Source organism: Ideonella alba (assembly GCF_018069875.1).
Classification (GTDB): Bacteria; Pseudomonadota; Gammaproteobacteria; order Burkholderiales; family Burkholderiaceae_C; genus Ideonella; species Ideonella alba.
This window is the reverse complement of record NZ_JAGQDF010000002.1, coordinates 137,661-158,022: the sequence shown is the minus strand read 5'-3', so window position 1 is coordinate 158,022 and position 20,362 is coordinate 137,661. Positions and strand designations below refer to the sequence as shown.

General features: G+C 68.9%; 16 protein-coding genes and 1 pseudogene. 3 read left to right on the top strand and 14 right to left on the bottom strand.

The annotated features are described in order from the left end of the window. Window positions 1-3: 3 nt before the first annotated feature. From KAK07_RS03675 to KAK07_RS03645, 7 genes and pseudogenes are all read right to left on the bottom strand, one after another. Window positions 4-1,650, bottom strand: a complete 1,647-nt coding sequence (locus KAK07_RS03675) for a tetratricopeptide repeat-containing response regulator (protein WP_210859116.1) — start codon at window positions 1,648-1,650, stop codon at window positions 4-6. Window positions 1,651-1,839: 189 nt separating this feature from the next. Beyond that, on the bottom strand, window positions 1,840-2,988 hold the full coding sequence (gene dnaJ / locus KAK07_RS03670) for a molecular chaperone DnaJ (RefSeq protein ID WP_210853897.1): 1,149 nt from the start codon (window positions 2,986-2,988) through the stop codon (window positions 1,840-1,842). A gap of 127 nt (window positions 2,989-3,115) precedes the next feature. Further along, window positions 3,116-5,059: pseudogene (gene dnaK / locus KAK07_RS03665) on the bottom strand (molecular chaperone DnaK); the annotation flags it as partial. 102 nt (window positions 5,060-5,161) lie between these two features. Then, window positions 5,162-5,698 (bottom strand): nucleotide exchange factor GrpE, encoded by a 537-nt coding sequence (gene grpE / locus KAK07_RS03660; protein WP_210853899.1) that lies wholly within the window; start codon window positions 5,696-5,698, stop codon window positions 5,162-5,164. A 101-nt stretch (window positions 5,699-5,799) separates the two neighbouring features. Further along, window positions 5,800-6,219 carry an Hsp15 family ribosome-associated heat shock protein gene (locus KAK07_RS03655; protein ID WP_310740695.1) on the bottom strand — a complete coding sequence of 140 codons (420 nt, stop codon included), beginning with the start codon at window positions 6,217-6,219 and terminating at the stop codon, window positions 5,800-5,802. Continuing rightward, window positions 6,216-7,646: a sensor histidine kinase gene (locus KAK07_RS03650; RefSeq protein ID WP_210853900.1), complete on the bottom strand. Its 1,431-nt coding sequence runs from the start codon at window positions 7,644-7,646 to the stop codon at window positions 6,216-6,218. The genes KAK07_RS03655 and KAK07_RS03650 overlap by 4 nt, the downstream gene beginning before the upstream one ends. Then, window positions 7,646-8,344 (bottom strand): response regulator transcription factor, encoded by a 699-nt coding sequence (locus KAK07_RS03645; RefSeq protein WP_210859114.1) that lies wholly within the window; start codon window positions 8,342-8,344, stop codon window positions 7,646-7,648. The genes KAK07_RS03650 and KAK07_RS03645 overlap by 1 nt, the downstream gene beginning before the upstream one ends. A gap of 102 nt (window positions 8,345-8,446) precedes the next feature. Between KAK07_RS03645 and KAK07_RS03640 the strand changes: the two genes are divergently transcribed. The 3 genes from KAK07_RS03640 to KAK07_RS03630 all read left to right on the top strand — a co-directional run bounded on the left by KAK07_RS03640 (window position 8,447) and on the right by KAK07_RS03630 (window position 11,579). After that, the gene (locus KAK07_RS03640) at window positions 8,447-9,418 is read left to right on the top strand and encodes a Bug family tripartite tricarboxylate transporter substrate binding protein (protein WP_210859112.1); all 972 of its coding nucleotides are present in this window, start codon (window positions 8,447-8,449) and stop codon (window positions 9,416-9,418) included. 111 nt (window positions 9,419-9,529) lie between these two features. Beyond that, window positions 9,530-10,081, top strand: coding sequence for a tripartite tricarboxylate transporter TctB family protein (locus tag KAK07_RS03635; RefSeq protein WP_210853903.1), 552 nt, complete (start codon window positions 9,530-9,532; stop codon window positions 10,079-10,081). Window positions 10,082-10,094: 13 nt separating this feature from the next. Further along, a complete protein-coding gene (locus tag KAK07_RS03630; protein ID WP_210859111.1) occupies window positions 10,095-11,579 on the top strand; it encodes a tripartite tricarboxylate transporter permease in 1,485 nt (494 codons plus the stop codon). A gap of 53 nt (window positions 11,580-11,632) precedes the next feature. Here KAK07_RS03630 and hemH read toward each other — a convergent pair whose 3' ends face one another. The 7 genes from hemH to argA form a co-directional block, all read right to left on the bottom strand. Further along, window positions 11,633-12,637, bottom strand: a complete 1,005-nt coding sequence (hemH, locus tag KAK07_RS03625; RefSeq protein WP_210859110.1) for a ferrochelatase — start codon at window positions 12,635-12,637, stop codon at window positions 11,633-11,635. A gap of 25 nt (window positions 12,638-12,662) precedes the next feature. Then, on the bottom strand, window positions 12,663-13,595 hold the full coding sequence (locus KAK07_RS03620) for an adenylate/guanylate cyclase domain-containing protein (protein ID WP_210853906.1): 933 nt from the start codon (window positions 13,593-13,595) through the stop codon (window positions 12,663-12,665). Window positions 13,596-13,632: 37 nt separating this feature from the next. Continuing rightward, entirely contained in the window at window positions 13,633-15,888 is a 2,256-nt protein-coding gene (gene rpoD, locus KAK07_RS03615; RefSeq protein WP_210853907.1) for an RNA polymerase sigma factor RpoD, read from the bottom strand. Window positions 15,889-16,172: 284 nt separating this feature from the next. Beyond that, window positions 16,173-18,059: a DNA primase gene (gene dnaG, locus KAK07_RS03610; protein ID WP_210859109.1), complete on the bottom strand. Its 1,887-nt coding sequence runs from the start codon at window positions 18,057-18,059 to the stop codon at window positions 16,173-16,175. Between the two features lie 88 nt (window positions 18,060-18,147). Next, window positions 18,148-18,459: an H-NS histone family protein gene (locus tag KAK07_RS03605; RefSeq protein WP_210802145.1), complete on the bottom strand. Its 312-nt coding sequence runs from the start codon at window positions 18,457-18,459 to the stop codon at window positions 18,148-18,150. Between the two features lie 108 nt (window positions 18,460-18,567). Beyond that, a complete protein-coding gene (locus KAK07_RS03600; protein ID WP_210853910.1) occupies window positions 18,568-18,840 on the bottom strand; it encodes an oxidative damage protection protein in 273 nt (90 codons plus the stop codon). 18 nt (window positions 18,841-18,858) lie between these two features. Beyond that, complete coding sequence (argA, locus tag KAK07_RS03595; RefSeq protein ID WP_210854030.1) at window positions 18,859-20,199, bottom strand: amino-acid N-acetyltransferase; 1,341 nt, start codon at window positions 20,197-20,199, stop codon at window positions 18,859-18,861. Window positions 20,200-20,362: the final 163 nt, after the last annotated feature.

The window sequence follows — 20,362 nt, the reverse complement described above, 5'->3', positions numbered from 1 at the left end:
CGGTCAGGCGGCCAGCTTCTGCGGCGCCATCAGCTGCTCCAGCGTCTCGCGGAAGTAGCGCTGCATCTGGGTCACCCGGTCGTTGCCCGGCAGCAGCTTGTCGAGCCGGGCCAGGTACTGCTGCACACGCTCCAGCACCACCGGGTCGAGCAGCTTCTGCAGGCGCAGCGACAGGCAGTTCATCTGCGCGGCCTGCAGCAGCACCGCGGTGTTCTCGGGGTAGTCGTGGACGGCGGCCTCGATCTCGGCCAGCGCCTCGGTGAGGCGGCTATCGCGGAACAGGGCCTTGGCGGCCTTGACGCGGCCGTCCAGCCCGGCGGCCGCTGCCTCGATCACCTGGGCCAGCTTGTCCTCGTGACCGGTGTCGGCCAGGGCCTTGCCGATCAGCTGCTTGACGCGCGGGTTCTCGTGGTCGGCGCTGACAGCCTGCTGCAGCAGCGCCAGGCCGGCCTGCTCGTCGCCCGTGACCAGCTCGGCCCGTGCCAGCGCCACCGTGGCCAGGTCGGCCTTGGGCTTGCGCAAGGACTGGCGAGCCAGCTGCAGCGCGGCGGCCGCGCCGCTGGCGTCGCCCTTGCGCGCCAGCGCCTGGGCGCGGATGGCCTGCGAGGCCGGGCCGAAGACGGCACAGTGCGTGGCCGCGCCGGGCGTGTCGGCCAGCACGCCCAGCGCCTCGGCCACCTCGCCGCGGTCGACCAGGGTCTGGGCCAGCATCAGCACGTCCGAGGACTGCGCCACCACCGAATTGCGGGTGGCCTTGGCCACCTGGCCGAGGCTGGCCTTGGCGGTGTCCAGGTCGCCATTGCGGTAGGCGCTCTCGCCCAGCAGGCGGTGCCGCTTGCTGGAGGGCACCACCCGGGCGGCATCCTTCAGCACCCACATCGCGCCCTGGGCATCGCCCAGCGCTTCGAGCGATTCGGCCAGCACGTCGTAGGCGGCCATGTGCTTCTCGCCATGGTGGCTGCCGACGATGTCCTGGGCAATCATGCGGGCCTGCTCGAACTGGCCGGCGGCCTTGTGGGCGCGCGCCAGCCCCAACTGGGCCCAGACCAGGTCGGCGCGCAGGTCCAGGGCCTGGCGGTAGACGGTCTTGGCGTCCTCGGGTCGGCCCATCTGCAGCAGGGTCTGGCCCTTGAGCTGCAGGGCCTGCACGAACCAGCGGTTCTTCTGGGCCAGCACCTCGTCGCAGGCCTGCACCGCGCCTCCCAGATCTTGCTTGCGCAGGCACTGGCTGATCGGCAGCAGGGCGTGGCGGCGGTCGAGCAGCGCGCGCAGGCGGTCACCGATGTCGGCGGCGGTGATCGGCTTGAGCAGGTAGGCGTCGGGCTTGTGCTCGGTGGCCGAGGCCACCGAGGCATAGCCGCCCTCGGCGGTGATCATGAAGAACAGGCAGTCCGGCGGCAACAGGTCCTGCTCGCGCAGGTGCTCGAAGAGCTGCTGGCCATCGGTGCGGCTGTTCAGGTTGTAGTCGCACAGGATCAGGTGGAAGTGCTTGGCACGCACCTGCCGCAGCGCGTCCTCCGCGTTGCCAGCCACGTCGACCTTGCCGATGCCCAGCGACGCCAGCTGGCCGCGCAGCGTGGTCTGCTGCACCGCCATGTCGTCGATGATCAGCGCGTGAAGCTGGCTGTAGGGGGTCAGGGATGTGGCCATGCAAGGTCTCCGCCGGAGCCGTCTCCGCAGGCGTACCCACGCGGCGGCGCTGCCAGCGCCGGCCGATGCAGCCGGTGCTGGGTCCTGTTCGGCTGTTTCGGCCGCCAGACAAGGAACTTGAGTCCCACCTGGATGAAAGAAGGCCCGCGGGCAGGGCGCCGGCGGGCCTGGAGGCGGGAGGGCGGGGCCTTACTTGAACAGGTCCTTGACCCGGTCGGTCCAGCTCTTGGTGTTGGGCGAATGCTTGTCGCCGCCCTTCTTGAAGGACTCGTCGAGTTCCTTCAGCAGCTTGCGCTGGTGTTCGGTGAGCTTGACCGGCGTCTCGATGGACACGTGCGTGAACAGGTCGCCCGGGTAGGCCGAGCGGATGCCCTTGATGCCCTTGCCGCGCAGGCGGAAGGTCTTGCCGTGCTGGGTGCCCTCGGGCAGTTCGATCTCGACCTTGCCCGACAGCGTGGGCACCTCCACCGTGCCGCCCAGGGCCGCCGTGGTCAGGCCAATGGGCACGGTGCAGTGCAGGTCGTCACCGTCACGCTCGAAGATCTCGTGCGGCTTGATGCGGATCTCGATGTAGAGATCGCCCGGCGGGCCGCCATTCTGGCCCGGCTCGCCGTTGCCGGCGGAGCGGATGCGCATGCCCTCGTTGATGCCGGCCGGGATCTTGACCTCCAGCGTCTTCTGGCGCTTGATCTTGCCGGCGCCATTGCAGGCGGTGCAGGGCTCGGGGATGATCTTGCCGGTGCCGTGGCAGTGCGGGCAGCTCTGCTGGATGCTGAAGAAGCCCTGGCGCATGTGCACCGTGCCCGAGCCATTGCAGGTGGTGCAGGTCTTGGCCTTGGTGCCGGGCTTGGCGCCGGTGCCGCCGCAGGTGTCGCAGTTGTCCCAGGACGGGATGCGGATCTGGCTGTCCTTGCCGTTGGCGGCCTCTTCCAGCGTGATCTCCATCGCGTAGCTGAGGTCGGCGCCGCGGTAGACCTGCTGGCCCCCGCCACGCCGACCGCCGCCCTGGCCGCCGCCGAAGATGTCGCCGAAGATGTCGCCAAAGGCCTCGGCAAAGCCACCGAAGCCCTCCGCCCCGGGACCACCCCGACCCATGCCGGCGTTCGGATCAACGCCCGCATGGCCGTACTGGTCGTAGGCCGCGCGCTTCTGGGCGTCGGAGAGCATCTCGTAGGCCTCCTTGGCCTCCTTGAACTTCTCCTCGGCGGCCTTGGCGTCGTCCCCCTGGTTGCGGTCAGGGTGGTACTTCATGGCCAACTTGCGGTAGGCCTTCTTGATGTCGTCCTCGCTGGCGTTCTTCGCCACGCCCAGGATCTCGTAGTAATCGCGCTTTGCCATGGTGTGACCCGGCTCGTCTAAACGGGATCGCCGCGCCTGACGGTCCGCCTCGCGGGCGGTCCGCCTCTCGGCACGGCGACGCTGGCGTTCCTCCGGTGAGCGCTCGACGCGCTCACCGGCCAAGCCATCACTTCTTGACTTCCTTGAACTCGGCATCGACCACGTTGTCATCGGCCGGCTTGGCCTGGGGCTGCTCGGCCGCACCGGCGGCGCCCGCGCCAGCGGCGGCCTGCGCGGCCTGCTGCTCGGCGTAGATCTTCTCGCCCAGCTTCTGGCTGGCGGTCATCAGCGCCTCGGTCTTGGCGTCAATGGCGGCCTTGTCGTCGCCCTTGATGGCTTCCTCGGCGTCCTTCAGCGCGGCCTCGATCTTCTCCTTCTCGGCGGCGTCAAGCGTGGCGCCGTGCTCGGCCAGGCTCTTCTTGACCGAGTGGATCATGCCGTCGGCCTGGTTGCGGGCCTGCACCAGCTCCAGCTTCTTGGCGTCCTCGGCGGCGTTGGCCTCGGCGTCCTTGACCATCTTCTCGATCTCGGCCTCGGACAGGCCCGAGTTGGCCTTGATGGTGATCTTGTTTTCCTTGCCGGTGCCCTTGTCCTTGGCGCCGACGTGCAGGATGCCGTTGGCGTCGATGTCGAAGCTCACCTCGATCTGCGGCAGGCCGCGCGGCGCCGGCGGGATACCTTCCAGGTTGAACTCGCCCAGGCTCTTGTTGCCCGCGGCCATCTCGCGCTCGCCCTGGTAGACCTTGATCGTCACCGCCGGCTGGTTGTCGTCGGCGGTGGAGAACACCTGGCTGAACTTGGTCGGGATGGTGGTGTTCTTCTTGATCATCTTGGTCATCACGCCGCCCAGGGTCTCGATGCCCAGGCTCAGCGGGGTGACGTCCAGCAGCAGCACGTCCTTGCGCTCGCCGCCCAGGACCTGGCCCTGGATGGCTGCGCCGACGGCCACGGCCTCATCGGGGTTGACGTCCTTGCGCGGCTCCTTGCCGAAGAACTCCTTGACCTTCTCCTGCACCTTGGGCATGCGCGACTGGCCGCCCACCAGGATCACGTCGTCGATGTCGGCCACCTTCACGCCGGCGTCCTTGATGGCGATGCGGCAGGGCTCGATCGTGCGCTCGATCAGGTCATCGACCAGGCTCTCCAGCTTGGCGCGGGTGAGCTTGATGTTCAGGTGCTTCGGACCGCTGGCATCCGCCGTGATGTAGGGCAGGTTGACGTCGGTCTGCGAGCTGTTCGACAGCTCGATCTTGGCCTTCTCGGCGGCTTCCTTCAGGCGCTGCAGGGCCAGCACGTCCTTGGTCAGGTCGACGCCCTGTTCCTTCTTGAACTCGGTGACGATGAAGTCGATGATGCGCTGGTCGAAGTCCTCGCCGCCCAGGAAGGTGTCGCCGTTGGTGGACAGCACCTCGAACTGCTTTTCACCGTCGACATCGGCGATCTCGATGATCGAGATGTCGAAGGTGCCGCCGCCCAGGTCGAACACCGCGATCTTGCGGTCGCCCTTGCCGTGCTTGTCCAGGCCGAAGGCCAGGGCCGCGGCGGTGGGCTCGTTGATGATGCGCTTGACTTCCAGGCCGGCGATGCGGCCGGCGTCCTTGGTGGCCTGGCGCTGGCTGTCGTTGAAGTAGGCCGGCACCGTGATCACGGCCTCGGTGACTTCCTCGCCCAGGTAGTCCTCGGCGGTCTTCTTCATCTTGCGCAGCACCTCGGCCGACACCTGCGGCGGCGCCAGCTTCTTGCCGCGCACCTCCACCCAGGCGTCGCCGTTGTCGGCGGCGGCGATGGTGTAGGGCATCAGGTCGATGTCCTTCTGCACTTCCTTCTCGGTGAACTTGCGGCCGATCAGGCGCTTCACCGCGTACAGCGTGTTCTTCGGGTTGGTGACCGCCTGGCGCTTGGCCGAGGCGCCGACCAGCACCTCACCGTCTTCCTGGTAGGCGATGATCGACGGCGTGGTGCGCGCACCTTCCGAGTTCTCGATCACCTTGGTCGAGTTGCCTTCCATGATGGCCACGCACGAGTTGGTGGTGCCCAGGTCGATGCCGATGATCTTGCCCATGTTCTGATGCTCCTGTGAGGAATGTCTGGATGCTGTGGAGTTGTGGTTGGCTCGTCCGACTTCAAGGGCCGTGGGGCCCGCGTCATGCGCCGGATGTGCGCTGGATCGTGTTTACTTGGGCGCGGCCACTGTGACCAGGGCCGGCCGCAGCACGCGGTCGGCGATGAGGTAGCCCTTCTGCAGCACCGAGACCACGGTGTTGGCGTCCTGCTCGGCCGGCACCATGCTGATGGCCTGGTGCTGGTGCGGATCGAACTTCGTGCCGGCGGGCGGGTTGACCTCGAGCACCTTGTTGCGCTCGAGCGCCTGGGCCAGCTGGCGCAGCGTGATGTGCACGCCTTCAAGCACCTTCTCGACCGGGGCGTCCGGGGCGGCGATGGCCGCTTCCAGGCTGTCGCGCACCGGCAGCATGGCCTCGGCGAAGGATTCCACCGCGAACTTGCGCGCCTTGCTGACCTCTTCGTCGCTGCGGCGGCGGATGTTCTCGACCTCGGCCTTGGCGCGCAGGTAGGCGTCGGCCATCTCGGTGTGCTTGGCCTGCAGTTCGGCCAGCTGGGTCTCCAGCGACGGCGGCGTGGCGGCCTGGGCGCCGGACTCGGGCGGGGTCTGCTCGGCGGTGGACTCGGGGGTGGCGTCGTTCGAAGTCATGGTCTAAAGGCTTGATGTGCCTGGGGTTTTTTCAGGCATGCGGCGGCATCTTGGGGCGGCAGGCCGGTTTTCAAGAGCCCGCCGCTCGAAAAAGTGCTGGTTCAGTCGAGCGAGGCGCTCCAGCGCTGCCAATCGGCCAGCTGGCGCCGGTCGCGCTTGGTGGGGCGGCCCTGCTCGATGGCCAGCGCCGGCTCCACGCCCTGGCGTCGCTGCTCGCGGGCGGCTTCGCGCTGCTGCTGGCTCTCGGGCGTTTCGGCGTACAGGGTCTGGGCCAGCGGCGCGGGGCCGCGGATGTCACTCAAGCCCAGAACCTCGACCTCGCGCGGGGGCAGGCCGGGGTCGCGCAGCGTCAGGCGGTCACCCACGCGCAGCTCGCGGCCGGCCTTGACGGGCTGGCCGTTGACCTCGACGCGGTGCTTGCCGATGGCCTCCACCGCCAGCGCGCGGGTCTTGAAAAAGCGCGCGGCCCAGAGCCACTTGTCCAGGCGCACGGGTTCCTGACGCAGGGGCAGTTCTTTCACGGCGTCGATTCTCGCTCAGCGGCGGCCGCCAGCGGCAGGCGCACGATGGCGTCCAGCCCCTGGACCGCACCCGCCCGCCCGCGGTTCTCCAGCGCGATCTGGCCGCCCAGGGCCAGCACCACGTCGTGGCAGATCGACAGGCCCAGGCCCGAGCCGGAGCGGGTGTCGCCGGCCGAGAAGGGCTGGAACAGGCGCTGGCGCTGGGCCTCGGAGATGCCCGGTCCGCCATCGGCGATGGTCAGGGCGGCATGGCGGCCGTCGCTGAGCAGCGTGATCGTCAGCGCCGAGTGTGGCGGGCCATGCTTGACGGCGTTGTGGATCAGGTTGCGGCTGAGCTCGCGCAGCGCCCATTCATGCGCCCGCACCGGGGCGGCCTGCAGGTCCACGGCCACGTCCAGCTCGCGCTCGGCCATCAGCGGCGCCATGTCCAGGGCCAGCTGGCGCACCACCTCGGCCCAGTCGGTCACCGGCGCATCGTCCTGGCGGCGCAGCTGGGCCACCTTGGCCAGGGCCAGCATCTGGTTGGCCAGTTCGGTGGCGCGCTCCACCGTCTGGCCGATCTCTGCCAGCGCTGCCTCGGCCGGCAGGTCGCCGCGGCGCGCCGACTGCACCTGGGCCTTGAGCACCGCCAGGGGCGTGCGCAGCTGGTGCGAGCTGTCGCGCACGAAGCGCTTCTGCTGCTCGAGCAGGTCGCGCAGCCGGCCCATCAGCTGGTTGGTGGCCTCGACCAGCGGACGCAGCTCGCGCGGCGCGTCGTTGGCCTCGATCGGTGAGAGCTCGCCCTGGGCGCGCTGGCGCAGCGACTGGCTGATGCGCTGCACCGGCCGCATCGCCCGGTGCACGACGAAGGCCACCACCGCGGCGATCACGCCCAGCAGCGCGGTTTCCCGCCACAGCGTGCCGATCAGCAGCTGGCGCGCCAGGCTTTCGCGCAGCTCCAGCGTTTCGGCCACCTGCACCGTGGCCATGCCCTGGCCGCCGTCCCAGGTCACCGGTTGCAGCAGCACGGCCATGCGCACCGGCACGGCACCGTAGTGGCTGTCGTAGAAGTCCACCAGCGCCGCGTAGGGGCCTTTCTGTGGCAGCCGGCCGTGCCAGGCGGGCAGGGCCTCGAAGCCGGAGACGGTCTCGCCGTCGAAGCCGATGACCTTGTAGTACAGCCGGCTGCGGTTGTCGGCCTCGAAGGCTTCGAGCGCCGAGTAGAGCAGGGTGGACTTGAGCCGGGTGCGGCCGTCCACGCGTTCGACCTCGAGCAGGTCGCCGATCGACTTCGCGGTGGCCAGCAGCGTGCGGTCATAGGCGGTGTCGGCCGCCTTCAAGGCCTGGCGGTACAGCACCACGCCATTCAGGGCGATCACCGCCAGCATCGGCAGCAGAATGCCCAGCAGCAAGCGGTTGCGCAGCGACAGGCGGCGCAGGGCGTCCATCATGCGGTGGGGGCGCGCAGCAGATAGCCCAGGCCGCGCAGCGTCACCAGGGTCACGCCGGTCGGGGCCAGGCGTTTGCGCAGCCGGTAGGCCACCACCTCCACGGCCTCCAGCTGCACCTCCAGCTCGCCAGGGAACACCGCTTCGAACAGGCGCTCCTTGGCCACCGCCTGGCCGGGGCGCTGCAGCAGGGTGCGCAGCATCGCCGCCTCTCGCGGGGCCAGCTCCAGCGGCGCATCGTTGAACCAGACGGCGCCTGAATCGGCATCCACCTGCAGTCCGGCGAAGCGGGGACCGGCCACCATGGTGGCTGTCGTCGCCTCGGGGCGGCGGCGCACCAAAGCGCGCATCCGCGCTTCCAGCTCATCCAGGTCGAAGGGTTTGGGCAGGTAGTCGTCGGCGCCGGTGTTGAGACCGATGATGCGGTCGCCCACCGTGCCACGCGCCGTGAGGATCAGCACCGGCGTGGCCAGCCCCGCCTGGCGGGCCTGGGCCAGCACCTCCAGGCCGTCCTGGCCGGGCAGGCTGAGGTCCAGCAGGACCAGGTCGGGCCGCAGCGCCTGCCAGCGCGCCAGCGCCTGGCCACCGTCGCCGCAGGTCGCGACCTGGTAGCCGCGGCGCTCCAGCGTGCGCTGCAGCGTGGCACGCATCGCCTCGTCGTCTTCGATCAGCAGCACCTGGCTCACGGCCCGCACCATACCGCAGGCGCGGACTGGTGTTTTCCCGGGTGTCCTGGACAGCCAACTGACAGCGCCTGTCGCGACCATCACGGCCACGCTCAACCAGACTGGAGACAAGCCATGCGTCGCGATACCTTCCTCAAGTCCCTGGCCGCCCTGGCCGCCGGCTCGGGCCTGCCGCTGGCCGCCCTGGCCAACGGTCCGGCCGTCAAGATGATGGTGCCGGCCAACCCGGGCGGCGGCTGGGACACCACCGGCCGCGCGCTGGGCAAGGCCATGCAGGACGCCGGCCTGGTCGCGTCGGTGGCCTACGAGAACAAGGGTGGCGCCGCGGGTGCACTGGGCCTGGCGCAGTTTGTCAACGCCAGCAAGGGCGACCCGAACGCGCTGATGGTGATGGGGGCGGTGATGCTGGGCGGCATCATCACCGGCAAGCCGCCGGTCACCCTGTCGCAGGCCACGCCGATCGCCCGCCTGACCAGCGAGTACAACGTCTTCGTGCTGCCGGCCAACTCGCCCTTCAAGACCATGAAGGACGTGGTCGAGGCCATGAAGAAGGACCCGGGCAGCGTCAAGTGGGGCGGTGGCTCGCGGGGCTCCACCGAGCACATCGCGGCGGCGATGATCGCCCGCGAGGCCGGCATCGACGCGTCCAAGATCAACTACGTGCCCTTCCGTGGGGGTGGCGAGGCCACCGCCGCCATCCTGGGCGGCAACGTCAGCATCGGCGGCAGCGGCTTCTCGGAGTTCGCCCAGTACATCGAGGCGGGCAAGATGCGGCCGATCGCCGTCACCTCGGCCACGCGCCTGACCGGCAAGCAGAGCAAGGACATCCCCACGCTCAAGGAGATGGGCATCAACGTCGAGATCGGCAACTGGCGCGGTGTCTACGCCGCCCCGGGCATCACGCCGGCGCAGCGCAAGGCGCTGACCGACCTGGTGCTGGCCACCGTCAAGTCCAAGTCCTGGGCCGAAGCCCTCGAGAAGAACGACTGGACGCCGGCCGTGCTCACCGGCCCGGCCTTTGATGAGTTCGTCGACCGCGAATTCGCCTCGCTGCGCGCGATCATGGTGAAGTCGGGCATGGTCTGACGCCCGAGCGCGCCCGGCGCCGCTGACGGCGGCCGGGCGCTGCACCCACCTCCCCAACCCACCCACACCACCACACAGCCGCGCCCGCCCGGGACAGCGGCGGGGGATGTCATGTCCTATCAGCAGATTCTTCCCGAGGCGCCCGAGGCCGAGCACCACCCGCTGCCCCCCACCGGTCACCAGACCTGGATCGGCGTGGGCGTGCTGGCCGTGGGGCTGGCCATGGCCTATGGCGCCACACAGATCTCCTCCGACGCCGGCTACGCAGGCGTGGGGCCCAACTTCCTGCCCTGGGTGGTGTCGGTGGTGCTGATCCTGTGCGGCATCCTGCTGGTGCGCGAGGCGCGCACCGGTGGCTACCGCAGCGCCGAGGCACCCTCTGGCGCCGCGCAAGGCGACTGGAAGGCCATGGCCTGGGTGTCGGCCGGCGTGCTGCTCAATGCCAGCCTGATCACCACCGTCGGCTTCGTGCTCAGCTGCGCGCTGTGCTTTGCGCTGGCGGTGCGCGGTCTGCGCCTGTCCGAGGGCAAACCGGCGGGCAACCTGCGCGACAGTGGCATGGACCTGGCGGTGGGCCTGGCGATTTCGGCGCCGGTGTTCTGGCTGTTCACCAAGCTGCTGGCGATCAACCTGCCGGGCCTGACGGCCTCGGGCTGGCTCTGAGGAGGCGGGCACCATGGACATCTGGCAACAACTGCTCAACGGCTTCGTCACGGCCGGCACGCCCATCAACCTGATGTGGGCCTTCGTGGGCTGCGTGCTGGGCACCGCGATCGGCGTGCTGCCCGGCCTGGGCCCGGCGGTGACGGTGGCGATGCTTCTGCCGATCACCTCGCAGGTGGAACCCACCGCGTCGATGATCTTCTTCGCCGGCATCTACTACGGCGCGATGTACGGCGGCTCGACCACCTCGATCCTGCTCAACACCCCGGGCGAGACCGGCACCATGGTCACCGCGCTCGAGGGCTTCAAGATGGCCAAGAGCGGGCGCGCCGGCGCGGCCCTGGCCACCTCGGCGATCGGCTCCTTCGTGGCGGGCACCATCGCCACGGTGCTGGTCACGCTGTTCGCCCCCATCGTGGCCGACTACGCGGTGCAGCTGGGCCCGCCGGAGTACTTCTGCCTGATGCTGCTGGCCTTCACCACCGTCAGCGCGGTGCTGGGCGCCAGCACGCTGCGCGGCATCACGGCCTTGTTCATCGGTCTGGCCATCGGACTGGTGGGCATTGACCAGATCACCGCCAGCGTGCGCTACACCGGCGGCATCCCCGAGTTCATGGACGGCATCGAGGTGGTGCTGATCGCCGTGGGCCTGTTCGCGATCGGCGAGGCGCTCTACACCACGCTGTACGAGGGCCGCAGTGAAGTCTCGCTGAACAAGTCGGGCCGCGTGCACATGGACCGCAACGACTGGAAGCGCTCCTGGCCCGCCTGGCTGCGCGGCACGGCGCTGGGCTTCCCGTTTGGCACCATTCCGGCGGGCGGCACCGAGATCCCGACTTTCCTGAGCTACGCGGTCGAGCGCAAGCTGTCCAAGCACAAGGAAGAGTTTGGCACCACCGGCGCCATTGAAGGCGTGGCCGGCCCCGAGGCTGCCAACAACGCCGCGGTGACCGGCACCATGGTGCCGCTGCTGACGCTGGGCATTCCCACCTCGGTGACCACCGCGATTCTGCTGTCGGCCTTCCAGAACTACGGCCTGCAGCCGGGACCGCAGCTGTTCCAGACCTCCAGCACCCTGGTCTGGGGCCTGATTGCTTCGCTCTACATCGGCAACGTGATGCTGCTGGTGCTGAACCTGCCGCTGGTGGGCCTGTGGGTGAAGCTGCTGAAGATTCCCAAGCCCCAGCTCTACGCCGGCATCCTGATCTTCGCCACCGTGGGCGTGTACGGCATGCGCCAGAGCGCCTTCGACCTGTACGTGATGTTCGCGGTGGGTGTGCTGGGCGTGCTGCTGCGCCGCTTCGACTTCCCCACGGCGCCGGTGATCGTGGGCATGATCCTGGGCCCGCTGGCCGAGGCCCAGCTGCGCAATGCGCTGTCGATCGGCGAAGGCCACTGGAGTGTGTTCTTCCAGCGGCCGGTGTCGCTGAGCATCCTGGCCGTGGTGGCGGCGGTGCTGGTGCTGCCGCAGCTGATGAAGCTGCGCAACAAGCGCTGATCAAGCGCGCCTGACTCCCCGGAAGCGGCCGCCTGCGGGCGGCCGTTGCCGTTTCAGCGCGGCCAGCCGGCCAGCGCGTCCTGGGCGATCTGGCCGAGCGCCGCGATGTGCAGCGGATCGTCGTTCAGGCAGGGGATGTAGTGGAACTGCTGGCCGCCCGCGGCCAGGAACGCGTCGCGGCCCTCCTGGGCGATCTCCTCCAGCGTCTCCAGGCAGTCGGCCGAGAACCCGGGGCAGACCACATCCACCCGCGTGTGGCCGTCGCGGGCCAGGGCCTCCAGCGTGGGCTCGGTGGCCGGCTCCAGCCACTTGGCCTTGCCGAAGCGGCTCTGGAAGGTGACGCGCAACTGCTCGGGCGGCAGCTCCAGCGCCTGCGCCAGCAGCCGGGCCGTGGCCTGGCACTGGTCGTGGTAGGGGTCGCCCAGCGTGCGGGTGCGCTCGGGCATGCCGTGGAAGCTGGTCACCAGCATCGGGCTGCGGCCCTCGCGCTGCCAGTGGCGGCGCACGCTCTCGGCCAGCGCATGGATGTAGCCGGGGTCGTCGTGGTAGCCGGCGACAAACCGGCTGTCGGGCAGCACGCGCTGTGCGCGGCCCCAGGCGGCAAAGGCGTCGAAGGTGCTGGCGGTGGTGGCGCCGCAGTACTGCGGATAGGCCGGCAGCAGCAGCACCCGCTGCACGCCTTCGGCACGCAGCGCATCGAGCTGCGAGGCCATCGACGGCTGGCCGTAACGCATCGCCGGGCGCACCCGCACGGGCACGCCGCGCTCGCCCAGCCAGCCTTGCAGCAGGGCTGCCTGGCGCTGGGTCCAGACCAGCAGCGGCGAGCCGTCGGGGGTCCAGACGGTGGCGTACTTGGCCGCCGACTTGGCCGGGCGCACGTTCAGGATGACCCCGCGCAGGATGGGCTGCCAGAGCCAGGCGGGCAGCTCCACCACCCGGGGGTCGGAGAGGAACTCGCCCAGGTAGCGGCGCAGCGCCGGTGCGTCCGGCGCATCGGGGGTGCCGAGATTGCACAGCAGGATGGCCGTGCCGGGGGTATTCGAGCGGGGCTCGGTCATGGCGGGACGGGAACGTTGACAGTGCTCAGACGGCGTCGCCGACCAGCACCGTGAAGCCGAGGCGGGCAGCCTTGGGGTTCAGGGGCGAGGCGCCCAGGCCGATCTCGCCGCTGCCGTGCAGCGTGCAGGCCGAGCGGCGCAGGCTGATGACCTCGTCGTCACCGGCGAAGCGCACGAAGCTGCCATTGATGCTCAGGTCGGTCAGCTGCAGCGCGCCGCCCATCAGGTCGACGCGGGCATGGGCGCGCGAGACGCGGGCGTCGTCAACCTTCAGCGAGCAGGTGGTGCTGCGCCCCAGGATGACCGGGAACTGGTCGAGCTTGAAGTCGTGGGTCTGGCCGGCCAGGTCCAGGCGCAGGCCGCGCGGCTCGCTGACGCCCACGCGCGATTCCAGCTGGGTGGCGGCGGTGTCGGCGCCACGGCCAGCCAGCAGGTAGACGTCCACCGGTTCGGCGCGGCCACGCAGGTGCACCTTGTCCAGGTGGCGAAAGCGGGTGCGGGCCTCCCAGGGCAGCTCGTCGAAGACCTCGCGGGTGATCAGGGTCTCGTTGTCGCCGGCATGGTCGATCAGCCGGGCGGCCACGTTGACCGCGTCGCCAAAGCAGTCACCGCCGACCTCGACCACCTCGCCCGCCGCCACGGCCACCTGCAGCTGCAGGCGGGCGGTGGCGTCCAGGTCGCGGCCTTGCGAGGTGGGTGCCCAGGCGGACACCTCGCCCAGCGCCTCGTGCATCTCGACCGCCGCCATCACCGCGGCGCGCACATTGGGAAAGACGGCCATCAGGCCGTCACCCAGCGTCTTGACGAGCTGTCCGCCGACCGCCGGAACCCGGCGGGCGAGGGTGGTGATGGTGCGCGTGACCAGCGTGGTCGCCTGGGCATTGCCCAGGGTCTCGTACAGCGCGGTACTGCCACGCAGGTCAGCGAACAGGACGATGCGACGCTTGATCGTGGCCATTGGCTTTGAGTGTAGCGCGCGCGGCGATGGGCCCTGATCAGTTGTTGTCGAGGTAGGTGCGCAGCTTGTCCGAGCGGCTCGGGTGCTTGAGCTTGCGGATCGCCTTGGCCTCGATCTGGCGGATGCGTTCGCGGGTGACGTCGAACTGCTTGCCCACTTCCTCCAGCGTGTGGTCGGTGGACATCTCGATGCCGAAGCGCATGCGCAGCACCTTGGCCTCGCGCGGGGTCAGGCTGTCGAGGATGTCCTTGACCACGTCGCGCAGGCCGGCCTGCATGGCCGCTTCCACCGGGGCCACGTTGTTGGTGTCCTCGATGAAGTCGCCCAGGTGGCTGTCGTCGTCGTCGCCGATCGGCGTTTCCATGGAGATCGGCTCCTTGGCGATCTTCATGATCTTGCGGATCTTGTCCTCGGGCATCTCCATCTTCTCGGCCAGCGTCGGGGCGTCGGGCTCGTAGCCGAACTCCTGCAGGTGCTGGCGCGAGATGCGGTTCATCTTGTTGATCGTCTCGATCATGTGCACCGGGATACGAATGGTGCGGGCCTGGTCGGCGATCGAGCGGGTGATGGCCTGACGGATCCACCAGGTGGCGTAGGTCGAGAACTTGTAGCCGCGGCGGTATTCGAACTTGTCCACCGCCTTCATCAGGCCGATGTTGCCTTCCTGGATCAGGTCGAGGAACTGCAGGCCGCGGTTGGTGTACTTCTTGGCGATCGAGATGACCAGGCGCAGGTTGGCCTCGATCATCTCCTTCTTGGCGTCACGCGAGGCCTTCTCGCCCTCGTTCATGCGCTTGTTGATCTCCTTGAGGTCCTCCACCGGCACGACGGCGCGGGCCTGCAGGTCGATCAGCTTCTGCTGCAGTTCCTGGATGGCCGGCAGGTTGCGGCCCAGGATCGCGGCATAGGGCTTGCCCGAGGCCATTTCCTTCTCGGCCCACTTCAGGTTCAGGGCGTTGGGCGGGAAGGCCTTGATGAAGTGCTCCTGCGGCATGCCGCACTTGTCGACGACGATCTTGCGGATCTCGCGCTCGTAGCGGCGCACGTCGTCGACCTGCGAGCGCAGGATGTCGCACAGCTTCTCGATCGTCTTGACCGTGAAGCGGATCGTCATCAGGTCTTCGCTGATCGCGTGCTGGGCCTTGTTGTAGGCCACCGACTTGTAGCCTTCCTTCTCGTAGGCCTTGCGCATCTTGTCGAAGTGCGCCCGCAGCGTGCCGAACTTCTCCAGCGCCGCGGCCTTGAGCTCTTCGAGCTTCTTGGTCAGGGCCTTGGAGCCGCCGTTGCCGTCGTCGTCGTCCTCTTCGTCGAACTCGTCGAAGTCTTCCTCGGCCACATAGTCGTCGGCCTCGTCCTCGGCGACGAAGCCGTCGACCACCTCGGAGATCTGCATGTCGCCGGCGGCGATGCGGTCGGCCATGGCCAGGATCTCGGCGATCGTGGTGGGCGAGGCGCTGATGGCCAGCATCATCGCCTGCAGGCCGCCTTCGATGCGCTTGGCGATCTCGATTTCGCCCTCGCGCGTGAGCAGTTCGACCGAGCCCATCTCGCGCATGTACATGCGCACCGGGTCGGTGGTGCGGCCGAATTCGCTGTCGACGGTGGACAGGGCCGCTTCGGCGGCTTCCTCGGCTTCTTCGTCCGTGGCGGTGGCGGTGTTGCTGCCGCTGATCAGCAGCGTGGCGGCGTCGGGGGCCTGCTCGTAGACCGCGATGCCCATGTCATTGAGCATCGAGATGATCGCCTCGAGGATTTCCTCGTTGATCAGCTTCTCGGGCAGGTGGTCGTTGATTTCCTGGTGCGTGAGGTAGCCACGCGTCTTGCCCATCTTGATGAGGGTCTTGAGCTCCTGGCGGCGCTTGGCGACTTCCTCTTCGGTCAGGGCGGTCTCGTCGAGACCGAATTCACGCATCAGCGCGCGCTCCTTGGCGCGGCTGACCTTCATGCGCAGCGGCTTGGCCTTGGCCTTGTCCTCGGACTCGTCGGCCTCGACCTCGGCTACCTCGGCATCCACCTCGCCTTCGAGCTCGGCCTCGATGTCGCCCAGGTCCTCCTCGGCTTCCTCGGCCTTCTTCTTGCCCTTGGCGGCCGTGGTTTCGGCCTTGGGCTTGCGGCCAGGCTTGCCCTTGGGCTCTTCCGCCGGCTTGGCCGCTGCCTTGGCGGTGGCCTTGGCCTTCTTGGGCTCGTCGGCCTCCAGGGCCTTGGCGGGCTTGGCTGCCTTGGCGTCGGCCTTGGCGTCAGGTTTGGCGGCGGGCTTGGCAGCAGGCTTGGCAGCGGTCTTCTTGGCGGTCATGCGTGGTCTCGAGGCGGTGCAGGGGGCCGGTGGATGCCATCGCGATCGCAATGATCCATCCGGCGACGCGTCAGCGTCACCGAACCATCGCGGTACGGGAGGAATCCGCCGGCAAGCTCGCGTGAACGGGGGTTTGTGCAGCCCTTGCGGGAGAGGTGGCCTGTGTGCTTGCCCTTGTCGAGGGTGGCCGGGACCGGAGGTGCTGCTGTCACTCTTGCGGCGTGAAGCTTTGGATTATACCCAAGACTGGGCGCCTGAGCAGGCGCCCGCGCCAGCCGCGCAGCTCACTCGGCGGGCGCGCGCTGGCTCAGTTCACGCTGGCGCTCGCGCAGGACCCGGCGCTCTTCGGACAGCGCGCGATAGCGGGCAATCTGTTCCGGGCTGCTGATGTCGCTGGCGGCCAGGCGGTCGAGCGCAGCGTCCAGCTCGCGCAGGCGCAGCAGGCCCAGGGCGGCGGCCAGGTCCTCGAAGCAGGCGTCGGGCAAGGCGTCGCCGTCGGCCAGGCTGCGTGAGTCGGCGGGCAGGCTGTCGTCGGCGGCCAGCGCCTGGCGCAGCACCGCCCAGGGCCGCGGGCCATGCTCGGCCAGGTCCCGCTCCAGCCAGGCGATGGCCGGGCCGTGCGGTGCGGGCAACTCGTGCAGCAGGTGGTGCTCCGGCGGGTCCAGCCGGTCCCACCAGGCCGGCTCGCCGAACAGCATCTGCACCGCCCGATCCTCTGGGCTGCGTGGTGCCACGCGGCGGCCGGGCGCGGCACGGGCCGCGGCCTCGCGGCGCCAGCGCGGGCGGCCGGGGGCGTCGTCCGATGGCGAACGGCCGTCGCCCTCGTCGTCACGGCGCGGCGGCCGCTCGCGCGTGGACTGCGATTGCCACAGACCGGTCAGCTCCGGCACCGGCACGCCGCCGGCGCGGGCCAGTTCGGACAGCAACTGCAGACGCAGGCTGCCTTCAGGCAGGGCGTTCCACAGCGGCCGGGCCTGGGCCAGCATGCGCGCGCGTCCCTCGGCGGTGGCCAGGTCGCAGTCGATCGCGGCGTGCTCGAGCAACTGGCGCGACAGCGGCACGGCAGAGCGCACCTGGGCCTCGAAGGCCTCGGCGCCGTGGGCGCGGATGTAGCTGTCCGGGTCATGCTCGGGCGGCAGGAACAGGAAACGGAAGCTGCGCGTGTCGCTGGCGTAGGGCAGGGCGGCCTCCAGCGCGCGGCCGGCCGCACGGCGCCCGGCCGCGTCGCCATCGAAGCTGAACACCACCTGCTCGGTGAAGCGCAGCAGCTTGCTGACGTGGTCATCGGTACAGGCGGTGCCCAGCGTGGCCACGGCATTGGGAAAGCCCAGCTGGGCCAGCGCCACCACGTCCATGTAGCCCTCGGTCACCAGCGCATAGCCTTTTTGCCGCAGGCCGGTGCGGGCCTCGAACAGGCCGTACAGCTCCCGGCCCTTGTGGAAGACCGGTGTCTCGGGCGAATTCAGGTACTTGGGCTCGCCCTGATCCAGCACCCGGCCGCCGAAGCCGATCACGTCGCCCTTGACGTTGCGGATCGGGAACATGATGCGGTCGCGGAAGCGGTCGTAGCGCTTCTGCTCGGCCTCGGGCCTGCCTTCGTCTGCACCCTGGACGATGACCAGGCCCGATTCGGCCAGCAATGGATCGTCGTAGCGCGGAAAGACGCTGGCCAGGCCGCGCCAGCCTTCCGGTGCGTAGCCCAGGCCGTAGCGCAGTGCGATCTCACCGGTCAGGCCACGCCGCTTCAGGTAGTCGATCGCCCGCGGGCTGCCCTTGAGCTGGCGGCGGTAGTGGTCGCAGGCCCGGCTCAGCACCTCGCTGAGGCTGGACTCGCGCTCGCGCTGCTGGGCGGCCATGGCGCGCTCAGCCGGACTCGCGTCGTCCTCGGGAACGACCATGCCGGCGGACTGCGCCAGGTCCTTGACGGCTTCGATGAAGCTGAGCCCGTGGTGCTCGGTCAGGAAGCGCAGCGCGTCCCCATGCGCGCCGCAGCCGAAGCAGTGGTAGGTCTGGCGCGACGGGCTGACGATGAAGCTGGGCGTCTTCTCGCCATGGAAGGGACACAGGCCCTTGAAGTTGATGCCGGCCTTCTTCAGCTCGACATGGCGGCCAACGACCTCGACCACGTCGGTGCGGCTCAGCAGATCCTGGATAAAGCCGTGGGGAATCACCGGTGCAAGTCTAGACGAGGTGCAGACAAGACAAAGGGCAGCCCGCGGGCTGCCCTTGTGCGAGGCCGGGGCGGTTGCCCCGGCGGGTTCAGATGGCGAAGTCGCTCAGTTGCTTGCCGGTGGCCAGCGCGGCGGTCAGCCACTTGGGCTTCAGGCCGCGGCCGGTCCAGGTCTGGCCGGTGGCGGGATCACGGTACTTGGCGGCGACCTTCTTGCCGCCTTCGGGCTTCGGGGCCGCCGGGGCACGGCCGGCCAGGTCCGCCGCCGTCAGGCCGTACTCGGCCATCAGGGCCTTGACCTTGGCGATGGCGTCCGCGCGCGCCGAACGCTGGGCGTCAGCGATCTGCTTTTCGAGGGCGGCCTTTTGGGCCAGCAATTCTTGAATGGAAGGGGAGGGCATTCGATACTCCATGAATCCCGTTACTGGGAAACCGCAGTATATACCTGATTTTCTGGTTGCTTCAGGCCGGGCTGTTTCAGTTTGAAAATACCCCGGGACGGCGTGACATCAGGCCGCCGGCGGCACAAAACCCGTGGGCTGGTCGGCGTTGCCGCCAAACAGGAACTGCTCCATCTGCCGGGCCAGGTATTGGCGGGCGCGCAGATCGGCCAGGTTCAGTCGGTTCTCGTTGACCAGCATCGTCTGGTGGCGCTTCCACTGCTCGAAAGCCTCCTTGCTGATCTGGTCGTAGATGCGCTTGCCCAGGTCGCCCGGGTATGGCGGGAAATCCAGCCCCTCGGCTTCCTTCTTGAGAAAGATGCATTGAACGGTGCGTGCCATGGTGAGTCCTCTTGAATGTCAGCTGAGCTTCTTGACCAGCACCTGCGAGCGCCGGTCCCAGTTGTACTTGCGCTTGCGCGCCTCGGGCAGCCAGTCCGGGTCGACCGGACTGAAGCCGCGCTTGATGAACCAGTGCATGGTCCGGGTGGTCAACACGAAAATCGAGGCCAAACCAGCCGCACGGGCGCGCTGCTCCACGCGCTTCAATATCTTGTCGCCGTCGCCCTGGCCTTGCACCTGCGGGGACACGGTCAGCGCTGCCATCTCGCCCGTCATGGCCTCGGGATATGGGTAGAGCGCCGCACAGCCAAATATCACGCCGTCGTGCTCAATCACCGTGTAATTGGCGATGTCGCGCTCGATCTCGGTGCGGTCGCGCTTGACCAGGGTGCCGTCGCGCTCGAAGGGCTCGATCAGCTGCAGGATGCCGCCAACGTCATCGGCACCGGCTTCACGCAGGCTTTCCAGCTTCTCGTCGACCACCATGGTGCCGATGCCATCGTGGGTGAAGATCTCCATCAGCAGCGCACCATCCGAGGCGAAGGGCAGGATGTGCGAGCGCTCGACACCTCCGCGGCAGGCCTCGATGCAGTGGCGCAGGTAGAAGCCGGGGTCGGTGGGGCGCGTGCTCTCGGGCAGGCGGGCCAGCAGTCGCTCGGCGTCGGCCAGGGCCAGCTCGGTGTCGATCGGGCTGTCGGGGTCGTCCAGCGATTCGCGCACGCCGGGCACCTCGGTCAGGAACAGCAGCTTGTCGGCCTGCAGCGCCACCGCGGTGGCGGTGGCCACGTCTTCCATCGTCAGGTTGAAGGCCTCGCCGGTGGGCGAGAAACCAAAGGGCGACAGCAGCACCAGCGCACCGATGTCGATGGCGCGGCGGATCATCACCGCGTCCACCTTGCGCACGAAGCCGCTGGAGACGAAATCCACGCCGTCGACGATGCCCACCGGGCGCGCCGTCAGGAAATTGCCCGACACCACCCGCACCGTGGAATTGGCCATCGGCGTATTGGGCAGGCCTTGCGAGAACGCCGCTTCGATTTCGAAGCGCAGCTGACCGGCGGCCTCCTGGGCGCAGTCCAGCGCCACGCTGTCGGTGATGCGTCGGCCCTGGGAAAACTTCGAGGTCAGGCCCTTGGCGCGCAGCTGTTCGTCGACCTGCGGACGGAAACCATGCACCAGCACCAGGCGCACCCCCATGGCATGCAGGATCGCCAGGTCCTGCACCAGCGCATTGAGCTTGCCCGCAGCAATCGCCTCGCCGGTGATGCCGACAACGAAGGTCTTGCCCCGATAGGCATGGATATGCGGTGCCACCGATCGAAACCAGGGCACGAAGGTGTGGGGAAATACCAGATCCATCATCGCGCCGGGGATTGTGCCCCAGTGTGCTGGCGTTGCCGGGCGTGAAGGGCATGCCCGTCGACGGCGGCCCGATAATCGCGCCCCTGTGACTGTTCCGACTCCCGCTTCTTCTCGGCCGCCGCGCCCGCCCCGGGCCCCCCGCGCGCCGGTCCCGGCCACG

Coding starts and splice junctions, on each gene's coding strand:
- KAK07_RS03675 (WP_210859116.1), bottom strand. CDS start 1,650: ATGGCCACATCCCTGACCCCCTACAGCCAGCTTCACGCGCTGATCATC.
- dnaJ (WP_210853897.1), bottom strand. CDS start 2,988: ATGGCAAAGCGCGATTACTACGAGATCCTGGGCGTGGCGAAGAACGCC.
- grpE (WP_210853899.1), bottom strand. CDS start 5,698: ATGACTTCGAACGACGCCACCCCCGAGTCCACCGCCGAGCAGACCCCG.
- KAK07_RS03650 (WP_210853900.1), bottom strand. CDS start 7,646: ATGGACGCCCTGCGCCGCCTGTCGCTGCGCAACCGCTTGCTGCTGGGC.
- KAK07_RS03645 (WP_210859114.1), bottom strand. CDS start 8,344: ATGGTGCGGGCCGTGAGCCAGGTGCTGCTGATCGAAGACGACGAGGCG.
- KAK07_RS03640 (WP_210859112.1), top strand. CDS start 8,447: ATGCGTCGCGATACCTTCCTCAAGTCCCTGGCCGCCCTGGCCGCCGGC.
- KAK07_RS03635 (WP_210853903.1), top strand. CDS start 9,530: ATGTCCTATCAGCAGATTCTTCCCGAGGCGCCCGAGGCCGAGCACCAC.
- KAK07_RS03630 (WP_210859111.1), top strand. CDS start 10,095: ATGGACATCTGGCAACAACTGCTCAACGGCTTCGTCACGGCCGGCACG.
- hemH (WP_210859110.1), bottom strand. CDS start 12,637: ATGACCGAGCCCCGCTCGAATACCCCCGGCACGGCCATCCTGCTGTGC.
- KAK07_RS03620 (WP_210853906.1), bottom strand. CDS start 13,595: ATGGCCACGATCAAGCGTCGCATCGTCCTGTTCGCTGACCTGCGTGGC.
- rpoD (WP_210853907.1), bottom strand. CDS start 15,888: ATGACCGCCAAGAAGACCGCTGCCAAGCCTGCTGCCAAGCCCGCCGCC.
- KAK07_RS03605 (WP_210802145.1), bottom strand. CDS start 18,459: ATGCCCTCCCCTTCCATTCAAGAATTGCTGGCCCAAAAGGCCGCCCTC.
- KAK07_RS03600 (WP_210853910.1), bottom strand. CDS start 18,840: ATGGCACGCACCGTTCAATGCATCTTTCTCAAGAAGGAAGCCGAGGGG.
- argA (WP_210854030.1), bottom strand. CDS start 20,199: ATGGATCTGGTATTTCCCCACACCTTCGTGCCCTGGTTTCGATCGGTG.